Source organism: Microbacterium sp. Leaf159, assembly GCF_001423615.1.
In the GTDB taxonomy this organism is placed as follows: Bacteria; Actinomycetota; Actinomycetes; order Actinomycetales; family Microbacteriaceae; genus Microbacterium.
Genome location: NZ_LMOU01000001.1, coordinates 2,446,821 through 2,469,899 on the forward strand (window position 1 = coordinate 2,446,821; position 23,079 = coordinate 2,469,899).

A 23,079-nucleotide genomic window follows, 5' to 3' on the forward strand; every position below is an offset into this window, starting at 1 on the left:
TTCAGACCGTCGGAGCATCCACCCCTCGACGACGTCGAGTGGTCACGAAGGCAGCACCCAGCAGAAGCAGCAGGGTCGCGAGAGCGGCGAGGGCTGCGGCCTGCGACCCGTCGCCACCGGTGCCCGGAAGGCCGCCGCCCCCTGCGGGCGGATCGACGGGCGGATCGACCGGCGGGATGACGTACACGTTGGTGATCGACGCTGTCTGCACGGTCGGGATCTCGTCACCGTCGGCGTTCGGCGTTCGGATCTCGACAGTCTGCACGTCGTCTCGACGGGAATCCTCGCCGTACGCTCCCACCGCCCCCTGCTCGGAGACGATGCACTCGGATCCGAGCGGCAGGTCATCGAGCCGCTGCTGCAGCCCGCCCTCAGACGTCACCGTGACGATGCCGTCGTCCGGGAGCACCAGAGCGACCCCCGCCACGGTGCACTCGACCCGGAACTCGAAAGCCGCCGGGGCCTGAGCGACGGCGCCCTCGAGCACCTTCTCGACCCCGAGATCACCGTTCAGCAGCGTGACGCCCGCCTGCACCGGCGCCACGGAGTACTCGCGCCCCCCGGCATCCGTGCCGACGGCGCCCATCTGGTTCCAGGCGACGCCGCCCGCGTCGGGCACCGTGATCGGGGCCAGATCCGGGTATGCCGCCGACTCCGGCTCGTTCCGGGTCTCGTAGTGCAAAGCGAGGCGCTCGCCCGGGGCGAAGGACCCGGCGGCAGTGCCGCGGAAGTCGATGGTGACTCGCATGCCCGTCACGTCCTCCCACGCCCCCGCATAGGAGAGCACCGGGGTCCACGTCGCCGTGGTGTCGCAGAGGAGATCCCCGAACCAGGCCGAGCCCGTGCCTGTTCCCGTGCAGGGAGAGGCGCTGGTCGTGACGTCGAGCGTCAGCGTCGCGCCGGCCGGCAGCGAGTTCGCAGCAAGCGACTCCGCGATGAGCACCGGGGCGAAGGTCGTGTTGCGGGGGCTGCCCGTGGCCAGCATCCGGTCACCGAGGCGCGGGAGCGGATCGACGATCGACACCGTCGGGAATCCGACCGTTCCGCTGTTGAGCACCGACAGCTTCCAATCATCGGTGGCTCCGACCGCGGTGTAGGCGGCGCACGGGGTGCGGGTGTAGCCGTCGGCGTCGAGCGGGCAGGCCGCCGACGGGTTGTTCAGATTGACCTGACCGTCGACGAGGTCGCCGTCGATCTCACCCTTGACGTACTTCGTCGCCGACAGCGATCCGCCCGGCTGAGGCTGCACGTAGTTCGTCGTGCCGCACTGGTCGTCATCGAGCCCCGCGACAGTGCCCTCACCGTTGCCCGACGTGTTGGTGCAGGCATCGAGCGTCTCGTCGGTGGTCACGACGAACGTGTTCGTGGTGAAGTCCTCGAGGCTGAGACCCGGCAGAAGCGAGAGGTTCATGGTGATCGTGAAGACCTCACCCGGCGACATCCGGTCGCCACCCTCCGGCCACGCGAAGGTGATGACCTTGCCCGTGTCGTCGGCGGTCGCGGTGACGTCGGTCGACAGCGTGCCGCCGTCGGAGGTCACATAGGTCGGGGTCGAGAAGTCCCACTCCAGGAACTCGGGCAGCGTGTCGACGAGATCGTCGACCGTCAGGAATCCGGTGCCGGTGTTGGTGAACGTGAGCGTCCACGGCAGGCTGCTGCCGATGCCTACGACGTGGCTCGTGCCCGGTTGCGTCTTCACGACATCCATCCGGTGGGTTCCCGGTTCGAGTGCGAGGGTGGCATCCGCCTCCTCGTCGACGGCGGCATACAGACCGTCGAGACGCTCGCTCACGACCGACGCGGTGTTCGGCACCTCGGCAGGAAGCGCGAGAGCCGTGCCGTCACGCTGCGTCTCGAGCACGAGCACGTCGAACGCCAGCTGCGCCGTCCAGTCGGCGGGCGGAGCGTCGTTCGAGAAGATCGCACCGGATGCGTTGCGGAAGGTCGCGCGAACGCCGACGACATCGGCGGCGGCCACCGCCGGGAGCACTGCCGTCGCGTCGTAAGTGCCCTCGATCCAGGTGGATCCGACCAGGGCGTCGATGCGCACCTGATCGGCGCCGGCGGGCAGCGCGACCGCGACGTTCGGAGCATCGGCCAGCCGGACCGTGTTCCAGAAGTCGGCATCCTGATCGGTGATCGTGACCTGCTGCGAAGACGCGGTCGACTCCCCGTCGGTGGCGTCGAGCGTCACCCTGACCGGCGTCTCCAGCTCGCTCTCGATGAGCGAGTCAGGGGCGATCGTCTTGGCGAGCGTCACGTCGAGCAGCGCACTGATCAGCTGCACGCTCGCGCCATCGGTGTCGCCGGGCACCGACGCCGGCCCCGAGGGCTCGAGCACCGGGTCGTACGACTGCCCGATCACGGTGTTGTCGACCTGGCCGGGCTGCACGAGTTCCTCGGCATCCGTTCGCTCGTACTGGCGCACCTGGGTCGTCACGTCGAGCCGCAGTGTCGCTCCCGCTTCGATGCTGCCTCCGTCTGTCGCAGGATCCGTGCCCTGGTAGACGACGCTGATGCCGACGACGCTCGTCAGATCGGCCGCGGCGAGCGCTTCGGCCGCCGTGATCGAGAGCGTGCGAGTCGAGAGCGTGCCGTCATCGGCGCGGTCCCACAGGGTCACGATCGAGGCCTCGCGGTCGACCTGATCGGCGGGCAGAGTGAACGCCAGCGCCTGCACGGTCAGCTGCTCGTAGGGGTTGGTGATCGGGTCGTACTCGGCGTCCGCGAACGGGTCGGAGTCCCAGGCGTCGGCGGCTGTGAGGCACTCGGCCGTCGCGCCCGGTTCGCAGGTGAGCGGATCCGTCACACGCAGGTACGAGGCGCGCGCCGTGCTGTCGTTGCGCGCGTCGAGACGGAAGACGACGTTCGGGTAGCTCTCGGGCGCGACGTCGGCCGACTCGGGAATCGTCACCGTCGTCGGCGTCGCGGTCTTCGTCACGGACACGAGCGGAGGCTGATCGATCAGCGCGATGTTGTCGCTGTCGGAGTCGCTGCCAGTGTCGGTGGCCGTGGTCCAGTCGCCGCGAACCGTGTTCACGACGCTTCCGTCGGTCGAGTCGTTGAAGCTCTGGTCGGCCGTGACCCACTGCTCGTCGAGTCCCGTGGCATCCCGCACCACGTTGCGGAGCTCCCACGTGAGGAACGTCGGTCGGTATTGGCCCACCGCCGACGTCGCGAGGCCGGAACCCGGTTCCGGACGCGTGGGATCGGTGCTCGCCGCGCGGGCCGCATCATCCGGCACGTAGACGATGCGGACGCCCGTCGTACCGGCGGTCTGCTCGGGCGTCAGCGTGTACCCGACGAAGCCGTCAGCACCCATCCACGTGCCACCGGGTGCCGGGATCACCACCCATGCTCCGTCGACGAAGAGAGACACCTCGGTGATGTCGTCCCAGGCGAGCAGCGGATCCTGGGCCAGGGAGATCGGGTCGACGCTCAGGAGGTCGAAAGCCTGGAAGACGGTGGATGCCGCAGGCGCCGGATCTGCTCCTGGCGCGGTCGACGGATCGCTGATCGTGAGCGATTCGACGCCGCGGGTGCCTGTGCGCCATTCATTCCTGGTCGACACGATCTGCCCCGACTGCGAGTCGACGAAGTCGACATCCGTCGTCTTGTCCCCGGTCTCGACCCAGCGCTTGTTCACGTCGACGCCGGGGCCGATCCCGGTCGCGGGGGTCTCGACGCCGATGGTGTCCTGTGCATCGACGAGGTCGCTGTCGATGCCGTCGGGCAGTCCGGTGACATCGGCATGGCTCTGGGCCGTCGCCACGTTCTCGTAGATCGTGGGCTCCTGCGCCGACTGCTCGTCTTCAGGCTCGTCGCGCGGATCTGTCGGTCCGCTGCCGTCTCGGAGGTCGGAGCGCGCGTCGAACACGACGTTCGGCTCGACGCTGAAGCCCTTGGGGAATCCGTCGGGGTTGTCGAACGTGAAGCGGATGCCGGTGACATCGGACGACGTGTCGGGCGGAGTGAGCGCTGCGCTGAACTCGGCGCGGCTCATCTGGAAGGTCTCGGCCGTGTCCCCGGTCGCCTGCACGGCGAGAGTCGCCCAGCTGCCGTCCGGGCGCTGGTACTCGACCGTCAGGGTCGTGTTCGGCGGGATCTGGGTCGGCGCGATCGCCGCGATGTCGAACGCGTTCCAGAAGTCGTCCGGCTGATCCTCGCGCCAGCTGTCCTCGACGACGATCTCCGTGGGGAACACCTGCGCCGCGCCCGTGCCCGTCGTCGCGGTCAGACCGGCGACGACACTGTTGCCGGGCTCGACGGCCCCACCGGGAGTGATGTTCTTCTCGAGATTGATCGCGATCTCGGGGTAGTAGACGGTGATGTCGGCTGAGGCGTCATCCTCGGCGGTGCCGACGTCGTTCGTCGCCGAGACATCGATCGTGTTGGTACGGGAGGCGACTGGCGCCTCCTCGCTGACGAGCGCCAGGGTGGGCAGCACGGTCGTGTCGATCTCGGCATCCGCACCGGCGGGGATGTCTCCGGTGAACTCGATCACGAATCCGGTGACGACTCCGGCAGGAGGAACGGGGGTCGCTCCGTCCGCGAATGGCACCGGCGCTGTCGCGGCACCGTCGATGTACCAGGTGATCGTGGCTCCGGTGGCGCCGTCGGGGTACTGGATGCCGGAGGGGAACCCGCCGAAGACCATGTCGGCGTCGAAGAAGTCGAGGTCGGAGATCGTCAGACTCTGCACGGGTCCGTTCGACGTGTTCTCGGCGCCGAGGACTGCCGTGGCTTCCCCGCCTGCCGCGAGCTCGGCCGGAGTGATCGACTTCGATGCCGCGACGGCCACCGTCAGAGGAGTGATCTGGAACGGCGCGGTCGCGTCGTCGCTGACCGGCTCCTGCCCTGGCGCCTCGATAGTTCCGGTGATGCTGTTGGTGACGCTCGCCCCGGTCGCGAGCGTCGCGTCGGTGTTGCGATCGGTCGCCCGCTGCTCGACGGTGAACGCGGAGGAGGCCGCGGCATCCCCGGCGATGGCTCCGCCCGCGTACGTCAAGCGGATGCCGCCCACGTCGTCCGGTTCGACACCGTCGGGAAGAGCCGGTGTCGCGCCGGGAGTGCCCGGTTGCCAGCTCCACGTGCCGGTTCCCTCGTCGAAGGTGTAGACGTCGACCTGCACGGTGGTCGCGTCAGGAGGCAGCGTCGACGCGGTGAAGCCCTGGAAGTCGACGATGCGGAACGGGTTGTCGGCGCTCAGTTCGGTCGCGCCGTCGGCGGCTCCGCTCGGCTCCTGCACGACCAGGGAGTCACCGCTGACGTTCGACTGGTTCTGCGCTCCGATGGTGATCGTCGACGTGTCACCGGCGTCGAACTGCTGCGAGGCCGGGGTCCAACTCTTGCTCGCCGCGACGCCGATCACCGTGTCGATCGTGACGACGGCATCCGCGGTGTCCTGGATCGTCGCCGGAACGTCTCCCGGACCGTTGTCCCAGTCGGCGGTCGCCGTGTTCGTGACGGTGTCGCCGTTGTACTCCCAATCCGCCGGCAGATCCAGCGGCGCGCGCAGCACCACACTCAGCTTCAGCGTGCCGCCGGCTTCGAGCCCGATCCCCCCGTCGACCGGCTGCTGGAATGCGACGGTGACCGTGCAGTCGGCACTGACCTCGACCGGCACTCCACCCTCTTCGACGCATCCCTCGGTGGTCCGCGTCAGCGGCAGACCCGCGGGGCTGACCGAGGTGCCGACGAACTCGAACCCGGCGAACTCGGCGGGGAGCGTGTCGGTCATCACGACGTTGACGCAGTCGACGTCGTCGCAGAAGAGGTCGACCGTGTAGGTGAACTCGTCTCCCGGCGCCAGCTGATCCTGCACCTGCAGGTCATCGACCCGCTTGTCGATACGCAGCGACGACTCGGCGGCATATGCGGCGACCGGCGTGAACCCGGCGAGAACCAGACCGAAGATCGCGATGAGCGCGACGACGAATCGGCGCATCGGAGGGACGTCGGACCGGTTTTCAGCAGGCATCGGAATCTTTCTGCCGGGGGCGTTCAGAGCATCACGGTGCGCGGTACTGATTCGGACGACTGGTGAAGAAGCCCCCCGCTCACCTGCAATCCGAGTCAGTATATTGGCGCTCTGCGGCCGGGTGAAAGGCCTCTCACCCCCTCGGGGTGGGCCGGGCGACTGCACCGCGTGAGAGCATCGAACTCAGACCACGACTCGAGGGAGATCTCGGATGCTCGACACATCAGACAGCGTGAGGCTCGGCGGCTCGGGACTCCGGATCTCGAAGGTGGTGCTCGGATGCATGAGCTTCGGCGCACCGGACCGGGGGGCGCACGGGTGGTCGCTCGACGAGGAGACCAGCCGCCCGCTGATCAGGCAGGCACTCGAAGCCGGTATCACCACGTTCGACACCGCTGACGTGTACTCCGACGGCACGAGCGAGGAGTTCGTCGGCCGGGCGCTCGCCGACTTCGCGAGGCGCGACGAGATCGTGATCGCGACCAAGGTGCACGGGCGCATGGGACCGGGCGCGAACCAGGCGGGGCTCAGCCGTGCGCACATCCTGTCGGGAATCGATGCGAGCCTCAAGCGACTCGGAACCGACCACGTCGATCTGTACCAGATCCACCGCTGGGACCCGCAGACGCCGATCGAAGAGACGATGGAGGCGCTGAACGACGTCGTCCGCTCGGGCAAGGCCCGGTATATCGGTGCCTCGTCGATGTGGGCTTGGCAGTTCGCGAAGGCCCAGAACACCGCCGAGCAGAACGGCTGGGCGCGGTTCGTCTCGATGCAGGACCAGTACAACCTGCTGCAGCGCGAGGAGGAGCGCGAGATGCACCCCTTCTGCCTCGACTCGGGTGTCGGCGTGCTGCCGTGGTCGCCCCTGGCGCGCGGCAAGCTCACGCGCGACTGGGACGAGAAGACCGCGCGCACCGCGACGGATGCCTTCGGCGCGACCCTCTACCACCGCGAGGAGGAGTCGAATCGAGCGATCGTGGATGCGGTCGCGCACGTCGCCGAGGCGCGCGGCGTCTCCCGCGCGCAGATCGCGCTCGCGTGGGTCGCGCAGCAGTCCGCCGTCACTGCACCGATCGTCGGCGCGACGAAGGCAAGTCACATCGACGATGCGGTCGCCGCCGTCGGCATCCATCTCGAGGATTCTGAGCTGGAGACGCTGCAGGCCGCGTACACACCTCGCGAGCCCGAAGGGTTCTGAGGAGCGGAAGACCTTTACTCGATTTGGCCGATGGGCTCGCGCTTCTCGGCCTGGAACTGATCTTCGGCGCGGCCCCGCGCCCAGTACGCCGAGATCGACAGTCGCTCTCGCGGAACATCGCGCTGCTTGAGCAGGGCACGGACCTCTTTGATGGTTCCGCGCTCGCCGTGCGCGAAGACGCCCGGATGGCCGTCCGCCCACGGCAGGTCGGCGAGAACGGCGAGCAGTTCGTCGTCGGTCTCGGTCCAGCGCAGAGTCACGCCCGAGGGGACGGCGGGAAGGATGCGGTCCGCCGTATCCGCCACCGTCAGGACGATGTGGCCGACGGCATCCGCGTTCATCGCCTCGATCGCCGACGAGATCGCGGGCAGCGCCGTGTGATCGCCGATGAGCAGGTGCCACGGCAGCTCGGACTCGGGGACGTAGCCGCCGCCGGCACCGCTGACGACGATCGTGTCGCCCGGCTGCGCCTGTCGGGCCCAGGGCCCCGCGACACCCTCGTCGCCGTGCACCACGAAGTCGATGACGAGTCGGCGCTGCTCCGGGTCTGCCGAGCGGACCGTGTAGGTGCGCCGGGTGGGCAGCTTCTCGGGGCTCTCCTCGCGCAGCTGCGCCAGGTCGTACGGCGGGGTGAGCGCGTGGCTCGGGTCGGCGAAGAGGATCTTGACGTACTTGTCGGTGTAGACGTTGTCGGTGAAGTCGTCATATCCGTCGCCGCCGGCCGTGATCCGCACCAGGTCGGGGCTGATCTGCTCCACCTGCTCGACGGTGAGGACTGCTTGGCTGGGGGTTCGACGAGGCTGTTCCGGCATTGCGTCTCCTGAGATCACGAAAGGAAGTCACCTCCAGTCTGCCCGCCGCGCAGTGGAGCGGGGTCGAGGTTTCCGATCAATGCGCTGGACGCCTCCCCCGGCGAACCGCCCAGTATTCTGGCCGCATGAGAGAAATCGTGGCCGTCGTGCTCCGCCTTCTGCTGGCCGCGGCCTCGCTCGCAGGAGTCGTGACGCAGCTCGTGATCGCGATCCGGACCGACTTCGGCCTCGTGAACTTCTTCAGCTACTTCACGACGCTCAGCAACATGTTCGCGAGCGTGGTGTTCATCGTCGGTGCGGTCAAGATCCTGCGCCGCAGCGAGAGCAGTGGGCGCTGGGAGGCGGTGCGCGGAGCATCCGTCGTCTACATGGCCTTCGTCGGCATCGTGTTCAACACGCTGCTCTCGGGTGCGGACCTCGGCGGCCTGCTGCCGTGGACCAACGTCGTGCACCACATGCTGATGCCGTTGGTCGTCGTGATCGACTGGGTGCTGATGCCGCCGAGGCGTCGACTCGCGATGCGCACCGCATGGCTCTGGCTTCTCGTGCCCGTGGTCTACACCGTCTACTCGGTCGTGCGGGGCGCGATCACCGGCTTCTACTGCTACCCCTTCTTCAACCCGGCAGCGGTCGGCGGATACGGTGGCGTCGCCGCATACTGCGCCGGACTTCTGGTCGCGTTCATCGTGCTCGCCCTGGTGATCCGACTCGTCGGCAATGCCCTGTCACGCCGCACCGAGAAAGGACCTTCAGAATGACCACCTCCGCCACCCTCCGCGCACTCAGCGGCGTCGCCGACCAGCCCGCGAACCTCGCGACCTCGACCGTCGTGCTCGTCGACTTCCAGAACACCTACACGCGCGGCGAGATGGAGCTCGAGGGCTGGGACGCGGCTCTCGACGCAGCGGCCGACCTGCTCGCCCAGGCCCGCGAATCAGGGGCGACGGTCATCCACGTGCAGCACGACGGCGGCGCCGGATCGGCGTACGACATCCGCGAGGACATCGGGGCGATCCACGAGCGCGTCGCTCCGCGAGACGGCGAGGCCGTGGTCGTCAAGAAGGCGCCGAACTCGTTCGTGGGCACCGAACTCGGCGACCTGGTCGACGCCGCAGGCCACGAAGACGTCGTGATCGCCGGGTTCATGACCCACATGTGCGTGACCTACACGACCGGGGGCGCGTTCCTGCGCGGCAACCGGCCGACCGTCGTCGCCGCGGCCACCGCCACCCGCAGCCTTCCGTCGGTCGCCGGAGACGTATCCGCAGAGCAGTTGCACCGCGCGGCCCTCGCCGGCATCGCCGACCTCTACGCCACGGTCGTCCCGACAGCCGCCGATCTCGGGCGCTGATCTCGGGCGCTGACGGAACGAGCGGATGCGGCTGCTGACCGCATCCGCTCGGATCAGCCTGCGCAGAGGTCCGTGTCGGCGCTGCGGTTCACGGCATCGACCGGGCGCGACGGTGCCGGTGTGGCCTGCGACTGGGACTTCAGGTTCTCGTAGTCGGCGCCGAGCAGGAGCTGCACCCCGTCGACGTCGCCGACGGTGACCGTCACGCCGATGCCGAGCTCGGTGGCGAGTGCCTGCGCCGTCGCCTGCGCCTCGGGGGTGTCAGCCGCGACGATCGTCGTGGCATCGACGGCCTCTGCGTTGGCGAGCCCGGACACCGTGTACCCGTAGGCGGTGGCGTCTTCGGATACGCGTGATGCGAGACCGGCGACACCCGCGCCGTTGAGGATCTCGACGGGGGTGGTGCGCACCGTCGCATCCGGTTCGACAGCATCCGTCGTGAGCACGACGGGAACGTCGTCGCCCAGAGCGCGGAAGATGACGTCGGCGTCCGCGGTGGGCACGACGCGGTTGGCGTCCTCCGGGGCCTCGGTCGCGGGCATCGTCAGGAAGGTGACGCTGCTCATGGGGACGTTCGCGACCCGCGCGGCGAGGCCGGCCAGATCGGTCAGAGCACCGAGACCCGGGTCGACCGTCATCGACGAGGTGGCGGCGTCGAGGAACGCGTACAGACGATCGGGGCGCACCAGCACATCGGACTTGGTCGCCTTCTGCACGATGGCCGAGAGCACCATCTGCTGATGCCCGAGACGTGCGACATCGCTGCCTTCGGCGAGCGCATGCCGAGTGCGGGCCAGCGCGAGCGCCTGGGTGCCGTCGATCGACTGCGCGCCGGCGGGCAGATCGAGCTGCGCGTGCCCGTCGGTCAGGGCCTCCGGGAGGCATACGTCGATGCCGCCCATGGCATCGACGACGCCGATGAAGCCTTCGAAGTCCATCTGCACGAAGTGATCGATCGTCACGCCGGCGAGCTGCTCGACCGCCGCGACCGAGCAGGCGGGCCCGTACTCCAGCGCGGAGTTCAGCATCCCGTATCCGCCGTCGTAAGACCCCCGTCCGGTGTCCTCGCAGGCGGGCAGGTCGGCGAGTGTGTCGCGCGGCAGTTGCACCGCATCGATCCGCGAGCTGTCGCTCGAGATGTGCACGAGCACCATGGCGTCGCTGCGCTGACTGCCGTCATCCTCGCCGAAACCACCCGATGCGAGCGCCCGGGTGTCGGACCCGAGCACCAGGATGTTCAGGTCTCCGGTCGCGAGTTCCGGCTCGCCGTCGCCGTCGTCGGAGCGCAGTGGTGCGGTGCTGACGTTGCCCTGCAGCTGCGCGTAGGCGATCGCCCCGACGGCGACCAGGGCGACGACGATGAGCGCGCTGATCCAGCCGATCACCTTTCCACGCCGACGGCGAGGTCGGGTCACCTGGGAGGAGTCGGGAGTGGGGTCAGGAGTCGGGTCGGTCTGGGGGAATTCGGGCCGTCGCACTGGTTCACACCATCACGGGGAGCACGGCATCTCAAAACAGAGAGCCGGATTCACAGGACCTGTCCGGGGTACTCCAAGGTGCGTTCAGCGGCTCGGCAGTAGGGGAATGCACATCCATCAACACTTGCCATACTGGAAAGTGAGGACTAGCTTTCCAATATGGAAAGTGAACGGGATGATCCTCACGCCACCCTGGCCCGCCTTGACGCAGTGGCCACGACATACACCGACGCGCCTCGCGGCGAAGGCTGGTACCACGTGGCTCTGGGCGTCGGCGCGGGGATCTTCATCGCTTCCCAGGGCCTCCCCCAACCGTGGGCGCTCCTCGTCGCCGTGGCGTTCATCCTCGTCATGCCCGCGTTCATCGCCTGGTGGCGGCGAACTCACGGCTGGTGGGTCTCGGGCTACACCGGCGGCGCGACCCGGTGGGTGACGGCCCTGATGGTGGTGGCTCTTGTCGCGACCGGATTCTGGTCGTATCTGAGCGCCGACATCTGGTCCAGCATCGCAGCGGGGCTGACCGCATGCCTCGCTGTCACCGCGTCCGGCTTCGTCTGGATGCGCGTCTGGCGTCACCGCCTCCGGACGCAGGAGGCGATGTGAGCGGTCTCGATCCGGCCATCCACGCAGTCACCCGGCTCGAACTGTGCGGACTGCTCGCGCCCGTCGATGACGCGGAGTTCTCATTCCTGCGCGAGCGCCTGAAGGTCTCCGACTCCGTGCTCTCCAAGCACGCGAAGGCACTGGAGCAGGCCGACTACCTCCGCATCGACAAGGTCACGAGGAACGCCCGTCAGCGCACCCTGCTGTCTCTCACACCCGCGGGGCGCCATGCCTTTCGAGGGCACGTCGCGGAGCTTCGACGCCTCGCATCGATCGCGGACGCAGCGCACGAGGTCCTCGGCTAGATCCCGCCACGGGGGAGACTGGAGAGATGCGATCCGCGCCGTTCCGTGAAACCCTCATCGGACCGCGCTGGCTGGCGGTCGCCGGCGCGCTGACACTCGTCTTCCTCGCCGCGATCACCGCGATCGCGGCGCCTGTCGTGATCGGCCGAGCAGACGAGGTCGGCGCGTGGACGATCGCGCTGCTCGTTGCGGGAGTCATCCTGATCCTCGCCGCCGGCCTCCTGGGGATCGCCCGACGCATCACGATCGCGGTGAGCGATACGCACATCGATGCCCGTCTGACGCCGTTCCGCGTCATCCACCTCCCGCTCGCCAAGGTCGATCGAGTCGAGGTGATCGAGGTCACAGTCGCCCAGGCCGGCGGCGTGGGCTGGCGCCTCGCGGGCTCGGAGCGGTTCCTGCTGTGGTCTGCAGGCGCTGCGGTCAGGGTGACCGCAGCCGACGGTCGTTCGAGGGTGCTCCGCACCGAGCATCCCGAGGAGTTGAGCACCGCCATCGCGAGCGCTTCGCGTGCGATGCGGGAGTGAGGGGCAGGAAGGGGCATCGTCACGAATACTGCTCGCTGTGGTGTTGGCTATCGTGGCCGGAATGGAGAACATGGAGAGTCGGGGGATGACTCCCGACGAGCGGAAGAACACGTTCCTTCTATACCCGGAATGGTTCGGCGGAGATCGAGTTCCTGAATCGCTGACGATCCCACAGGAGCTGAGAGACCGACTACGGGCATGGAACCGTACGTGGGAGACAGTGCCGGACCCGGTCACCGAAGTGCGGTGGCCGGACCCGGCGATCGGTCACCGGTGGATCGCAGACGGTGAGCAGCTCGTCGTGGATCTGCGGGCTGAGCTCGCGCCAGGCGTGGCCGTCGTCGGCGATTTCGCGCGCTACGCCCCGCCGTCCGAATAGCGCTCAGCGGTGCGTGCCGCCGGTTGCACGGCGGTGACGCCCCACCCCCGCTCGTGCAGCACTGACGGCCTCCGCTATTCGCGCCTTGACCGCTACAGAGGGGTTGACGTCCCCGAATGCGTGGAGCTCAGTGTCATCGCCATGATCCACAGAGCAACGAACGCCACGATGGTCAACGCGAGAACGATAACCCCCGCGATGAGGATGCGGCGCTCCACCGTGGATGGCCTTCGCGTGAGACCGAAGACTGACGCTGCGAGGAGGGCAACACTGATGATGACCGTCCACGGAGTGAAGAACCCCGCCACGTACACGACTGCCCCCACGGCCAGAGGCCACCACTTGACGCCTTGTTCTGCTTCTACTGCGGACATTTGGCGATTCTCTCAGACCGTCTTGAGCCTCACGGTTTAGCGCAACCGAGCAGCACGGAATAACTGCCGCCCAACCATCCAGCAGCTGTGGTCGCAGTCGGCCCAGAACGAAAATGGAACCGGCCCGCCAGTGCCGGACATCTCTCTATATGAGGTCCACTGATCTGGCTGCGATGCGGGAGCGATGCGTCGCGCTCATCGAGATCCACCACAAGAACCCCGAGGTCAGCCCCGTGTGGCTCGCGCAGGAGCTCTTCGTTTCCAGGCGGCAACTGGACCGAGCCTTCAGCGGCGAGCAAGGGGTGGCCGAAGTCCTGGCACGCCGTCGTCTGAGCCAGGTCGTGGTCATCGCGGCCCGCCATCCCTCGATTCCCATGTCTGCCATCGCAGAGCACTGCGGATACGGAACATACGAGACATTCCGGGCACAGTGCCACCGCTACCTGAACCGCACCCCCCGAGAAGCCCGCCGCGACCATCGACGAATCCTCGCCGTCTCCCTCGCCGCGTAGCCAGGCTCCGCTCCCTCGCGCCGCGTAGACTCGTCTGAGGTCAGGACATCGACCGTGACGTGTGAGGTGAGATCGTGTCGGAACCCGGTGGGCCGAGCGACGGCGAACTCCTTTTCCGCCTCTCGCGCGGCGACGAACCGGCCTATCGGATGCTGCACGACCGGCACCAGATGCCGGTGTTTCGGCTTTCGCTCGTGCTCATGCACACCAGCTGGGACGCGGAAGAAGTCGCGGCGACCGCGTTCTTCGAACTCTGGCGACGGCGTGACAAGGTCCGCATCGTCGACGGATCCGTCCTGCCATGGCTCTTGGCGACCACCTCTTTCGCGGCGAAGAACAGCTTGCGCTCACGCCGTCGATATCAACGACTGCTGCATCGGATCCCTCACGACGGAGCCGTTCCCGATCACGCAGACGAAGTCGCTCGCGCGATGGACTCACTCAAGATCACGGAGAACGTACGCGAGGCTCTGCGCGAGTTGAACCCGCGCGAAGCGAGTGTCGTGATCCTCTGCATCGTCCATGAGGTTCCGATCGCGGAAGCAGCCGTCGTTCTCGGCATTCCGGAGGGGACCGTCAAATCGCGATTGTCCCGCGTGAAGACGCGGCTACGCGGAGAACTGCATGAGTATGCTCCGAGATCAGAGGAGGCGAACGCATGAGTGACCGGATGCCGCACCACCGGGAAGTGCAAGACCTCCTCATCGAGCAGATGCGCCGCGATCTCGCGCGCCCCAATTGGTGGAAGACCATCTGGGGTCGCGTCACCGTCGCCGGCGGGATCCTCGCGGTAGCGGGAGCGGGCGTCGCTGCGGTCGTCCTCCTCGAGGAGCGCCCGGTCAGCGAGACCAGCGTCGTGCACTGTCTGGAAGGCCCGTACCGGAACCCCGACGGCACGCTGTCCGGTGCAGCGGCGAGTGTCGCCACACCGGACGGCGTCATCGCCATCGAGGATGCTGAAGCTCTCTGCACTCAGATGTGGGAGGGCGGGGCGTTCGCTGACAACGACGAGCTCTCCGCCTCCCCCACTCCGGGATCAGCGCCCTCTGAGTTCACGACCTGCGTCACCGACGAGGGTGAAGCCGCCGTCGTCCCCGGTCGAGTCGAGTGCTCGGTCCTCAGGCTGCATCCGTTCCAGGATTAGGCACGATCAGTCACCCCCAGGTCCCTGCGGGGCGGTAGACGATCGACGAGGTCTTGCCTGCCAGTGCCCCCATGGTCGCGCAGTAGGGCGTGCATGTCAGCTTGCCGCCGGTGTAGCTTGTGCCGTCGTACTGTGACGACCAGCAGTTGTTCAGGCCCTCGGCGGAGCGGACGTTGTTGTCCCATCCGGACACGATGCTCGGGAACCCGAATGTCACGCCGTAGCAACCGCTGCCGGCACCGTAATGAATGAGGGCGGAACCGGACCGAGACGCCCCCGTCCATGCCTTCCCGACGATGACGGTCGACGCTGCCGCGACCGCTGAACGCGACGACACTCCTGCGGATTGCACCTGCTCGAGGTCGCCCGGCGCACCGTCTTCGATGAACTGCTCCGCCTCCTCTACGGAGTCGAAGCAGGAGATCACCGTCGGGATCTGTTCGGGGACGGGCGCAGCGTCCGGGACAGCGACGCCGGCGACGGTGCATGCTGCGGGACCGTCGTCTGCTGCAGCCGCAACGGCAGACATGGGGGTGGCAAGTGAAAGCACCGCGACGAGTGCTGCGGATACGAACCAGGGGCGTGGGGACACGGGAAGCTCCTCCGATAGGGGTTGGATTCGCTTCGGTATGTCCAACCCGTGTTCGGGGGTTCCCGCGTCAGGGGAGAGAGCCGCGTGTTTACGCGGATGTAGAGAGAAAAGCTGTCGCGATGTCTGCGAATCGCAGGGTCGGATTCGCCGTCATTCGAACGGACGACGCTCGGACCGTCGAGGATCGTCGTCTGGCCCTGCGCGCTGCTTCAGGAGAGAGGTGCGGGCTGCAGTGACTCGCAGGCGGGGGCGATACCCGGGCGGTGTCCCTGGATGCCTCAGGCCTCGACGGGATACAGAAAAGGCCCGGTTTCACAAGTGAAACCGGGCCTTTGTCGCAAACAGTGTCGGGTGATTCTTACAAACACACCCTCTGTGCGCGAGGGGGGACTTGAACCCCCACGTCCATAAGGACACTGGCACCTGAAGCCAGCGCGTCTACCATTCCGCCACTCGCGCGAGTCTGTCGGGCTCCGAAGAACTCAACTTCCCAAAGATATCACGCGTTGCACCCCACGAAGAAACCGAGGCCGCGGCGGGCTCAGCATCCCCGGGAGGACTTTTGCCCCTGGGGAGGAGGATCACCCCGGATTCGTCCTCCCCAGACGCAGATCTCCTCCCGAACGGCGCACGAACCGCGCCCCCACGACCACGGCGAGACCCCACTACGAGGCGCCCGCACCCTCCCCCACTCCCCCGGAATCTCGGGGTTCTCCCGCCCTGCGAGGGCGTTCACCCAGAACACCTGGCTACGATGTCCCTACCGGTCGGCATGCCAGAGGAGCCCAGTGGGACTACTTGACAGCTTTGAGAAGGGTCTCGAGCGCGCTGTGAACAGCGCCTTCGCGAAGACCTTCCGCAGCGGCATCCAGCCCGTGGAGATCGCTTCTGCCCTTCGGCGCGAAGCGGACACCAAAGCGGCTGTGGTGAGCAGGGACCGCATCATCGCGCCCAACAGCTTCGTCGTGCGCCTGAGCACCGACGACGCCGACCGCATGCTGAGCCTCGGCGGGGCGCTCACAGACGAGCTGCACGCGCTCCTCACGAAGCACGCGAAGTCGCAGGGCTACAGCTTCTCGGGTCCGCTCTCCATCAATCTCGAGGGCGACGACAAGATCCCCACCGGCACGATCAACGTCAGCTCCGGCACGGTCGAGGGCCGCGTCAACTGGCAGGCCGTGATCGACGTCGACGGACGCCGCCACTCGCTGACCCGCGCCCGCACGGTCATCGGCCGGGGCACGGATGCCGACATCACCATCGCGGATGCCGGATCCAGCCGCAAGCACGTCGAAGTCCTCTGGGACGGCGAGCGCGCCATGATGCGCGACCTCGGCTCGACCAACGGCACCAAGGTGAACGGCGACAAGGTGCGTGAAGCCGCACTCCCCACCGACACCACCATCACCATCGGACGCACCGATCTGGTGTTCCGCATCGTTCCCGTCGCCTCTCCGTCACGCCCGCCGCGGCCGCGTGACGACGATGCGACCCGTGCGTTCGGAGCCCTCTCGTGAGCACTCCCAGTGAACTCGTCCTCCTTCTGCTGCGCATCGGCTTCCTGCTGCTGCTGTGGTTCTTCGTGTTCGGAGTCGTCTACTCGCTCCGGGCCGACCTGTTCGGCATGAAGGTGCGCAAGCTCCCGGCCGAGGCCGCTGCGGCGACTCCGGCGTCCGCGCCGGCACCGGCAGCCGCCCCCGCGGCATCGCGCCCCTCGTCGGCGAAGCCCAGCACCGGTCCCGCGACCGTCGCGACCGCCAAGCGGCTCGTGATCACCTCGGGCCCCAAGGCCGGGCTCGAGCTGCCTCTGGGCACCGACACCCTCACGATCGGCCGCTCGAGCGAGTCCGCCCTCGTGATCCGCGACGACTACACCTCCAGCCACCACGCACGTCTGCTGCTCCGGGGCGACAGCTGGGCCATCCAGGACCTCGACTCGACCAACGGCACGTTCGTCGCAGGTCAGCGGGTGACCGGCGGCCCGGTCGGCCTCGCTCTCGGCACCCCGATCAAGGTGGGCGCCACGACCTTCGAGCTGCGAGCCTGACCCCGGCATGGTCTTCGAAGGCTCGAGCGCCGCGATCTCCCATACCGGGAAGGTCCGCTCCAACAACCAGGACTCCGGGTACTCCGGCGCCAACCTCTTCGTCGTCGCCGACGGCATGGGCGGTCACGCCGGCGGTGACGTCGCCTCCAGCATCGCGATCCACCGGATGGAGCCGCTCGACCAGCCGTACACGTCGGTCGAAGACGCGCAGGCCTCGCTGCAGGCCGCAGCGACCACGGCTGCCGGCGATCTGATCCGCGCCGCGAAGGACCGCCCAGAGCTCGCGGGCCTCGGCACCACGCTGAGCGCGATCATCATGGTCGACGACTACGCGGTCATCGGCCACATCGGCGACTCGCGCATCTACCTCTACCGTGACGACGCGGTGACGCAGATCACCGCCGACCACACCTTCGTGCAGCGTCTCGTCGACTCGGGGCGCATCACGCCCGAAGAGGCCCGCTACCACCCGCGCCGTTCGGTGCTCATGCGCGTGCTCAGCGACATGGATGCCGATCCGGAGCTCGACAACTTCGTCATGCACACCCAGCCGGGCGACCGCTGGCTGCTGTGCTCCGACGGTCTCTCGGGAGTCGTCGACGAGGCGCACATCCTCAAGGCGATGCGAATGGGCATGGCCCCGGGGCGCACGGCCGACAACCTGCTGAAGCAGGCTCTCGACGGCGGAGCACCCGACAACGTCACCATCGTCCTCGTCGAGGTGGGCGGCCAGCACGCCATGCACTCGGGCACGGCGACGATCGTCGGCTCGGCCTCGAACCCCGCCAACGTCTCGGTGCCGCCGGTGCGCGCGCCGCGCGGCAACTGGCTGCACCCGGTGCGTCAGGCCGCGAACGAGCCCAGCCACTTCGAGCCGGCCCCCGAGTACCTCGAGGAACTCATCGAAGAGGATCGTCGGCGCGCCAAGCGTCGCCGCTTCGGATGGATCGCCGGGATGCTGGTCGTCCTCGCCATGCTCGTCTTCGCCGCCTTCGCCGCCTACAGCTGGACGCAGACCCGCTACTTCGTCGGCGCTGACGAAGACAGCGTCGTGATCTACCAGGGCGTGCAGCAGAACATCGGCCCGATCACCCTGTCGACTCCGCTGCGCGACACCGACATCCTGCTCGCGAACCTGCCTCCGTACCAGCGTGACTCGGTCGAGCGCACGATCACCGCCCGGTCGTTCTCCGACGCCGAGGCGATCGTCGCCAGGCTGCAGGCCGGCGCGGACCGCGTCATCGGCGAGACCCCGCTGCCCACTCCCCTGCCGACTCCGACGGAGGACGCAGGATGACCACCGACGTCACGGCCGACACAAGCGTCATCAAGGCGCTCAAGCGCATGCGGATGCCGCAGACACAGCGCAATCGCGAGTTCTGGCTGCTGCTGTTCGCCGTCGCGATCAGCGGTTCCGCACTCACCCTCGTGCAGCTCGGCTCCCTCGGCGTCATCGACCCGATGATCCTCGCGATCGGCGGCGGTCTGGCCGTTCTCGCCTTCGCCGTGCACTTCGTGCTGCGAGCCGTCGCCTCGGCCGCCGACCCGTTCCTGCTGCCCATCGCGACCCTGCTCACAGGCCTCGGCATCGCGATGATCTACCGCATCGACATCGCCAAGTCCCTCACGGGCTGGAACGCGTACTCGACGAAGCAGCTCGCCTGGACCGCCATCTCACTGGCCGGCGCCATCACCGTCGTGATCATGCTGCGCAACTACCGGGTGCTGTTCCGGTACACCTACATCTTCGGGCTCTCGGGAATCCTGCTGCTCCTGCTGCCGTTCGTCCCGGGCCTCCGCATCCCCGATGCGAACGCCGCTGTCTGGGTGTCGCTGGGTGGCATGTTCGCCTTCCAGCCGGGCGAGCTCGCCAAGATCTGCCTCGCGATCTTCTTCGCCGGCTACCTGGTGCGCACGCGAGAGAGCCTGACGTCGGTCGGCACGAAGTTCCTCGGCATCACATGGCCGCGCATGCGCGAGCTCGGGCCGGTGCTCGTGGTGTGGGCCATCTCGCTCGGCATCATCGTGATCCAGCGCGACCTCGGCACCGGAACGCTGATCTTCGGCATGTTCGTCGCGATGCTCTACGTCGCCACCGGCAAGACCAGCTGGGTGCTCATCGGTCTCGCGCTCGTCGCCGCCGGCGTCGCGGTCGCCACGCAGATCCTCAGCTACGTGCAGGGTCGTTTCGTGAACTGGCTGTTCCTCTTCGACCCCGACAAGGTCGACCCCGACGGCGCCGGATTCCAGCCCATGCAGGGCCTGTTCGGCCTCGCGCATGGCGGTCTGCTCGGCACCGGCTGGGGTCAGGGTCGCCCTGACGTGACGCCGCTCGCACACAGCGACTACATCATCACCAGCCTCGGCGAGGAGATCGGGCTGATCGGGCTCTTCGCCATCCTCTGCCTCTACATGGTGTTCGTGAGCCGCGGCGTGCGCATCGGACTCGCGGGGCAAGACGACTTCGGCAAGCTGCTCGGCATCGGCCTCTCGTTCACGATCGCCCTGCAGGTGTTCATCATGGTCGGCGGTGTGACCCGGGTCATCCCGCTCACCGGTCTGACCACCCCGTTCCTCGCCGCCGGCGGTTCCTCGCTCGTGGCCAACTGGCTGATCGTCGCGATCCTGCTGCGCATCTCCGACGGCGTCCGCAGCCAACCCAGGGCGGTGATCGGCTGACATGACCAAAGAACTCCGCCGTCTCAGCATCGTGATGCTGTTCATGTTCATCTCGCTCTTCGCAGCGACCAGCTGGATCCAGGTCGTCGAGGCCGATTCCCTCGCGCAGAACCCCAACAATCGCCGCACGCTGCTCGACAGCTACGAGATCCAGCGTGGATCGATCATCGTCGACGACGTCGCGATCGCCTCCTCGACCCCGTCGGACGACAAGTACCAGTTCCAGCGCGTCTACACGGATGCCTCCGTCTGGGCGCCCGTGACCGGGTACTTCAACCCCGCTCTGCAGTCGGCCACCGGCATCGAGCGGGCCATGAACGCCGACCTCTCCGGTACCGGATCGAGCGCGTTCTTCGCCGAGATCGAGCGGATCCTGTCGGGCCAGCCGCAGAGCGGATTCAGCGTCGAGCTGTCACTCGACACGGCGGCGCAGACCGCGGCGTACCAGGCCCTCGACGGACTCAACGGCGCGGTCGTGGCGATCGAGCCGAAGACCGGACGCATCCTCGCGATGGTGTCGACCCCCGGGTTCGACACGAACCAGCTCGCGACCCACGATGCGGATGCCGCGAACGCGACCTACGATCAGCTCGTCGACGACCCCACCAAACCTCTGTCGAACCGGGCGATCGCCGGCGACCTCAACCCTCCGGGGTCGACGTTCAAGCTCGTCGTGGCCGCCGCAGCATACGAGTCCGGCAACTGGACTCCCGACTCGACCCTGCCGAACCCCGCGCGCTACACGCTCCCCGGCTCCACGAACACCGTGGCGAACGCCTGGGGCGGCACATGCGGCAGCGGCGACACCGTGACGATCTCCGAGGCCATCCGACTGAGCTGCAACATTCCGATGGCCGAGCTCGCCGTCGAGCTCGGCGACGATGCGATCCGCGAGATGGCGGAGAAGTTCGGCTTCAACAAGAGTTTCTCGACGCCGCTGGAATCCACGCCGTCGAGCTACCCCCGGGCACTCGACGACGCGCAGACCGCGCTCACCGGCTTCGGTCAGGGACAGGTCACCGCGACGCCGCTGCAGATCGCGATGGTCGCGGCCGGAATCGCCAACGACGGCGTCGTCATGAACCCCCGTCTGGTCGACACCGTGATCGGCAACGACCTCTCGGTCGTCAGGGCGTACGACGACTCCGAGTTCGGCCGCGCGTTCGATGGCACGATCGCCGATCAGATCACGGCGTCCATGGTCGCCAGCGTCTCGAACGGGGCTGCGCAGGGTGCAAGAATAGACGGGGTCGATGTAGCCGGGAAGACCGGTACGACCGAGAACGGGAACAAGCCTTACACGTTGTGGTTCACCGGCTTCGCGCCGGCGAACGACCCCGAGGTGGCAGTAGCGGTCCTCGTCGAAGACGGCGGTGGACAAGGGCAGTCAGGATCCGGCGACACCATCGCCGCTCCGATTGCAAAGAAGGTCATAGAGGCGGTGCTGGGCAGATGAGACCGACGCAGGGTGTGTCGTTCGGTGGTCGCTACGAGCTGCAGTCGCGTATTGCGATCGGCGGCATGGGCGAGGTGTGGGAGGCGACGGATCACGTCATCGGACGCACCGTCGCCATCAAGATCCTCAAGGACGAGTACATGGGGGACCCCGGGTTCCTCGAGCGGTTCCGCGCTGAAGCGCGCCACGCCGCACTCGTGAACCACGAGGGCATCGCGAGCGTCTTCGACTACGGCGAGGAGAACGGCAGCGCCTACCTCGTCATGGAGCTCGTGCCCGGCGAGGCCCTGTCGACCGTCCTCGAACGCGACGGCGCGCTGAGCGCCGACAAGACGCTCGACATCGTCGCCCAGACGGCATCCGCTCTGCAGGCCGCCCACGCGGCCGGTCTCGTGCACCGTGACATCAAGCCGGGAAACCTGCTGATCACGCCCGACGGACGCGTGAAGATCACCGACTTCGGCATCGCCCGCATCGCCGACCAGGTGCCTCTGACGGCCACCGGCCAGGTCATGGGCACCGTGCAGTACCTCTCTCCGGAGCAGGCCTCAGGACACCCGGCCTCCCCCGCGACCGACACCTACTCGCTGGGAATCGTCGCGTACGAGTGCCTCGCGGGCAAGCGTCCGTTCACGGGTGAGTCGCAGGTCGCGATCGCGATGGCGCAGATCAACGAGCAGGCTCCGCCGTTGCCGCCGACCGTGCCGATCCCGGTGCAGAACCTCGTCATGGCGATGATCGCCAAGAAGCCGGCCGACCGGCCCTCGTCCTCCGCCACGGTGGCCCGCGCCGCCCAGGCGCTGCGACGCGGCGACCTGAACTCCGCGGCAATCGCCGTTCCGGCCATCGCGACCGGTGGTGTCGCCTCCGACGACGCCACCCGACTGCTCACGGCATCGGGCGACGACGGCACGACCCGCATCCTCCCCACGACGGCTCAGCTCCCCACGGGAGAAGAGGTCGACGAGGACGGCGAGAAGAAGAAGAAGNTCGTGCTCGGCGGAACCGTCTTCGCACTGATGAACCAGGGCGACGCCGACCCGAAGCCGACCGATTCGGCGACGACCAGCCAGACGCCGAAACCGACTCCGACCGAGACGCCGACGGAGGAGCCCGAGCAGGTGAACGTCGACGGCCTCGGCCTCGAGGGCATGCAGTGCGAGGCTGCGCGTACCGCTGCGGTCAACGCGGGCCTTCAGGCCGAGTGCGTGGTCGGCAACACCGTCGCCCCGAGCGCCAACCAGGTCGGGACCGTCGAATCGGTCACCCCCGGTGGGAATGTGCCTGAAGGGACGCTCCTCACCCTCACGACGTTCAAGGAGCAGGTCCAGGTCGGCAAGCCGACCGGAACGCCGACCATCGCGGGCACCGCGACCGAGGGCCAGCCCGTCACGCTCAACTGGCCGAGCTTCGAGTGCCCGTCCGGCACTCCGGCACGCTCCGCCTTCGAGGTGACGCTGACCAACGCGACGTTCTCGGGCGGCAACCCCGGCGAGTCCATCCGCAGCTTCGGTCCGAGCGTGCTGTCGACGCAGATCATCCCCGGCACCGCCGGGCAGAGCATCACAGCCACGTACCGCGTCTTCTGCGGAAGCGACATGCCGTCCGCGCAGTCCGACAGCATGCAGGGCGTGATCAT

At 67.7% G+C, this 23,079-nt stretch carries 19 protein-coding genes and 1 tRNA gene; 15 read left to right on the top strand and 5 right to left on the bottom strand.

Annotated features, from left to right (window positions below):
• Nucleotide 1: 1 nt before the first annotated feature.
• Nucleotides 2–5,980 carry a DUF5979 domain-containing protein gene (locus tag ASF80_RS11540; protein WP_157521042.1) on the bottom strand — a complete coding sequence of 1,993 codons (5,979 nt, stop codon included), beginning with the start codon at nt 5,978–5,980 and terminating at the stop codon, nt 2–4.
• 211 nt (nt 5,981–6,191) lie between these two features.
• On the opposite strand from ASF80_RS11540, the gene ASF80_RS11545 reads away from it, so the two are divergent.
• Nucleotides 6,192–7,181 carry an aldo/keto reductase gene (locus ASF80_RS11545; RefSeq protein ID WP_056310889.1) on the top strand — a complete coding sequence of 330 codons (990 nt, stop codon included), beginning with the start codon at nt 6,192–6,194 and terminating at the stop codon, nt 7,179–7,181.
• A 14-nt stretch (nt 7,182–7,195) separates the two neighbouring features.
• On the opposite strand, the gene ASF80_RS11550 is transcribed toward ASF80_RS11545, so the two are convergent.
• Nucleotides 7,196–7,993, bottom strand: a complete 798-nt coding sequence (locus ASF80_RS11550) for a siderophore-interacting protein (protein WP_056310891.1) — start codon at nt 7,991–7,993, stop codon at nt 7,196–7,198.
• A gap of 125 nt (nt 7,994–8,118) precedes the next feature.
• On the opposite strand from ASF80_RS11550, the gene ASF80_RS11555 reads away from it, so the two are divergent.
• Both ASF80_RS11555 and ASF80_RS11560 read left to right on the top strand, forming a co-directional pair.
• Complete coding sequence (locus ASF80_RS11555; protein ID WP_157521043.1) at nt 8,119–8,751, top strand: Pr6Pr family membrane protein; 633 nt, start codon at nt 8,119–8,121, stop codon at nt 8,749–8,751.
• Nucleotides 8,748–9,344 (top strand): cysteine hydrolase family protein, encoded by a 597-nt coding sequence (locus ASF80_RS11560; protein WP_056310895.1) that lies wholly within the window; start codon nt 8,748–8,750, stop codon nt 9,342–9,344. Before ASF80_RS11555 ends, ASF80_RS11560 begins: the two co-directional genes overlap by 4 nt.
• Before the next feature lie 53 nt (nt 9,345–9,397).
• On the opposite strand, the gene ASF80_RS11565 is transcribed toward ASF80_RS11560, so the two are convergent.
• Nucleotides 9,398–10,759, bottom strand: a complete 1,362-nt coding sequence (locus tag ASF80_RS11565) for an LCP family protein (RefSeq protein ID WP_082488290.1) — start codon at nt 10,757–10,759, stop codon at nt 9,398–9,400.
• Between the two features lie 273 nt (nt 10,760–11,032).
• Between ASF80_RS11565 and ASF80_RS11570 the strand changes: the two genes are divergently transcribed.
• From ASF80_RS11570 to ASF80_RS11600, 6 genes are all read left to right on the top strand, one after another.
• Entirely contained in the window at nt 11,033–11,425 is a 393-nt protein-coding gene (locus ASF80_RS11570; RefSeq protein ID WP_056310897.1) for a hypothetical protein, read from the top strand.
• Complete coding sequence (locus ASF80_RS11575; RefSeq protein ID WP_056310898.1) at nt 11,422–11,730, top strand: transcriptional regulator; 309 nt, start codon at nt 11,422–11,424, stop codon at nt 11,728–11,730. Before ASF80_RS11570 ends, ASF80_RS11575 begins: the two co-directional genes overlap by 4 nt.
• Nucleotides 11,731–11,756: 26 nt before the next feature.
• The gene (locus ASF80_RS11580) at nt 11,757–12,257 is read left to right on the top strand and encodes a hypothetical protein (protein ID WP_056310900.1); all 501 of its coding nucleotides are present in this window, start codon (nt 11,757–11,759) and stop codon (nt 12,255–12,257) included.
• A gap of 866 nt (nt 12,258–13,123) precedes the next feature.
• Nucleotides 13,124–13,522, top strand: coding sequence for a helix-turn-helix domain-containing protein (locus ASF80_RS11590; RefSeq protein ID WP_082488291.1), 399 nt, complete (start codon nt 13,124–13,126; stop codon nt 13,520–13,522).
• Nucleotides 13,523–13,671: 149 nt separating this feature from the next.
• Nucleotides 13,672–14,184 carry an RNA polymerase sigma factor gene (locus ASF80_RS11595; RefSeq protein WP_056310906.1) on the top strand — a complete coding sequence of 171 codons (513 nt, stop codon included), beginning with the start codon at nt 13,672–13,674 and terminating at the stop codon, nt 14,182–14,184.
• Complete coding sequence (locus ASF80_RS11600; protein WP_157521045.1) at nt 14,181–14,666, top strand: hypothetical protein; 486 nt, start codon at nt 14,181–14,183, stop codon at nt 14,664–14,666. Before ASF80_RS11595 ends, ASF80_RS11600 begins: the two co-directional genes overlap by 4 nt.
• A 10-nt stretch (nt 14,667–14,676) precedes the next feature.
• Here ASF80_RS11600 and ASF80_RS11605 read toward each other — a convergent pair whose 3' ends face one another.
• Nucleotides 14,677–15,258: a hypothetical protein gene (locus ASF80_RS11605; RefSeq protein WP_157521046.1), complete on the bottom strand. Its 582-nt coding sequence runs from the start codon at nt 15,256–15,258 to the stop codon at nt 14,677–14,679.
• A gap of 376 nt (nt 15,259–15,634) precedes the next feature.
• A tRNA-Leu gene (locus tag ASF80_RS11610) sits at nt 15,635–15,717 on the bottom strand.
• Nucleotides 15,718–16,046: 329 nt separating this feature from the next.
• Between ASF80_RS11610 and ASF80_RS11615 the strand changes: the two genes are divergently transcribed.
• From ASF80_RS11615 to ASF80_RS19365, 6 genes are all read left to right on the top strand, one after another.
• Nucleotides 16,047–16,775: an FhaA domain-containing protein gene (locus tag ASF80_RS11615; RefSeq protein ID WP_056310912.1), complete on the top strand. Its 729-nt coding sequence runs from the start codon at nt 16,047–16,049 to the stop codon at nt 16,773–16,775.
• Complete coding sequence (locus tag ASF80_RS11620) at nt 16,772–17,305, top strand: FHA domain-containing protein (RefSeq protein WP_056310914.1); 534 nt, start codon at nt 16,772–16,774, stop codon at nt 17,303–17,305. The genes ASF80_RS11615 and ASF80_RS11620 overlap by 4 nt, the downstream gene beginning before the upstream one ends.
• Before the next feature lie 7 nt (nt 17,306–17,312).
• The gene (locus tag ASF80_RS11625) at nt 17,313–18,602 is read left to right on the top strand and encodes a PP2C family protein-serine/threonine phosphatase (RefSeq protein ID WP_056310916.1); all 1,290 of its coding nucleotides are present in this window, start codon (nt 17,313–17,315) and stop codon (nt 18,600–18,602) included.
• On the top strand, nt 18,599–19,984 hold the full coding sequence (locus tag ASF80_RS11630) for an FtsW/RodA/SpoVE family cell cycle protein (protein ID WP_056310918.1): 1,386 nt from the start codon (nt 18,599–18,601) through the stop codon (nt 19,982–19,984). Before ASF80_RS11625 ends, ASF80_RS11630 begins: the two co-directional genes overlap by 4 nt.
• A 1-nt stretch (nt 19,985) precedes the next feature.
• The gene (locus ASF80_RS11635) at nt 19,986–21,440 is read left to right on the top strand and encodes a peptidoglycan D,D-transpeptidase FtsI family protein (RefSeq protein ID WP_056310920.1); all 1,455 of its coding nucleotides are present in this window, start codon (nt 19,986–19,988) and stop codon (nt 21,438–21,440) included.
• Nucleotides 21,437–22,429 (top strand): serine/threonine-protein kinase (locus tag ASF80_RS19365; protein ID WP_235559952.1); only part of this gene is annotated, 993 nt, incomplete at its 3' end. The genes ASF80_RS11635 and ASF80_RS19365, both read left to right, overlap by 4 nt.
• Between the last annotated feature and the right edge of the window lie 650 nt (nt 22,430–23,079).

Coding starts and splice junctions, on each gene's coding strand:
- ASF80_RS11555 (WP_157521043.1), top strand. CDS start 8,119: ATGAGAGAAATCGTGGCCGTCGTGCTCCGCCTTCTGCTGGCCGCGGCC.
- ASF80_RS11590 (WP_082488291.1), top strand. CDS start 13,124: ATGGAACCGGCCCGCCAGTGCCGGACATCTCTCTATATGAGGTCCACT.
- ASF80_RS11550 (WP_056310891.1), bottom strand. CDS start 7,993: ATGCCGGAACAGCCTCGTCGAACCCCCAGCCAAGCAGTCCTCACCGTC.
- ASF80_RS11635 (WP_056310920.1), top strand. CDS start 19,986: ATGACCAAAGAACTCCGCCGTCTCAGCATCGTGATGCTGTTCATGTTC.
- ASF80_RS11600 (WP_157521045.1), top strand. CDS start 14,181: ATGAGTGACCGGATGCCGCACCACCGGGAAGTGCAAGACCTCCTCATC.
- ASF80_RS11595 (WP_056310906.1), top strand. CDS start 13,672: ATGCTGCACGACCGGCACCAGATGCCGGTGTTTCGGCTTTCGCTCGTG.
- ASF80_RS11560 (WP_056310895.1), top strand. CDS start 8,748: ATGACCACCTCCGCCACCCTCCGCGCACTCAGCGGCGTCGCCGACCAG.
- ASF80_RS11545 (WP_056310889.1), top strand. CDS start 6,192: ATGCTCGACACATCAGACAGCGTGAGGCTCGGCGGCTCGGGACTCCGG.
- ASF80_RS11625 (WP_056310916.1), top strand. CDS start 17,313: ATGGTCTTCGAAGGCTCGAGCGCCGCGATCTCCCATACCGGGAAGGTC.
- ASF80_RS11540 (WP_157521042.1), bottom strand. CDS start 5,980: ATGCCTGCTGAAAACCGGTCCGACGTCCCTCCGATGCGCCGATTCGTC.
- ASF80_RS11580 (WP_056310900.1), top strand. CDS start 11,757: ATGCGATCCGCGCCGTTCCGTGAAACCCTCATCGGACCGCGCTGGCTG.
- ASF80_RS11630 (WP_056310918.1), top strand. CDS start 18,599: ATGACCACCGACGTCACGGCCGACACAAGCGTCATCAAGGCGCTCAAG.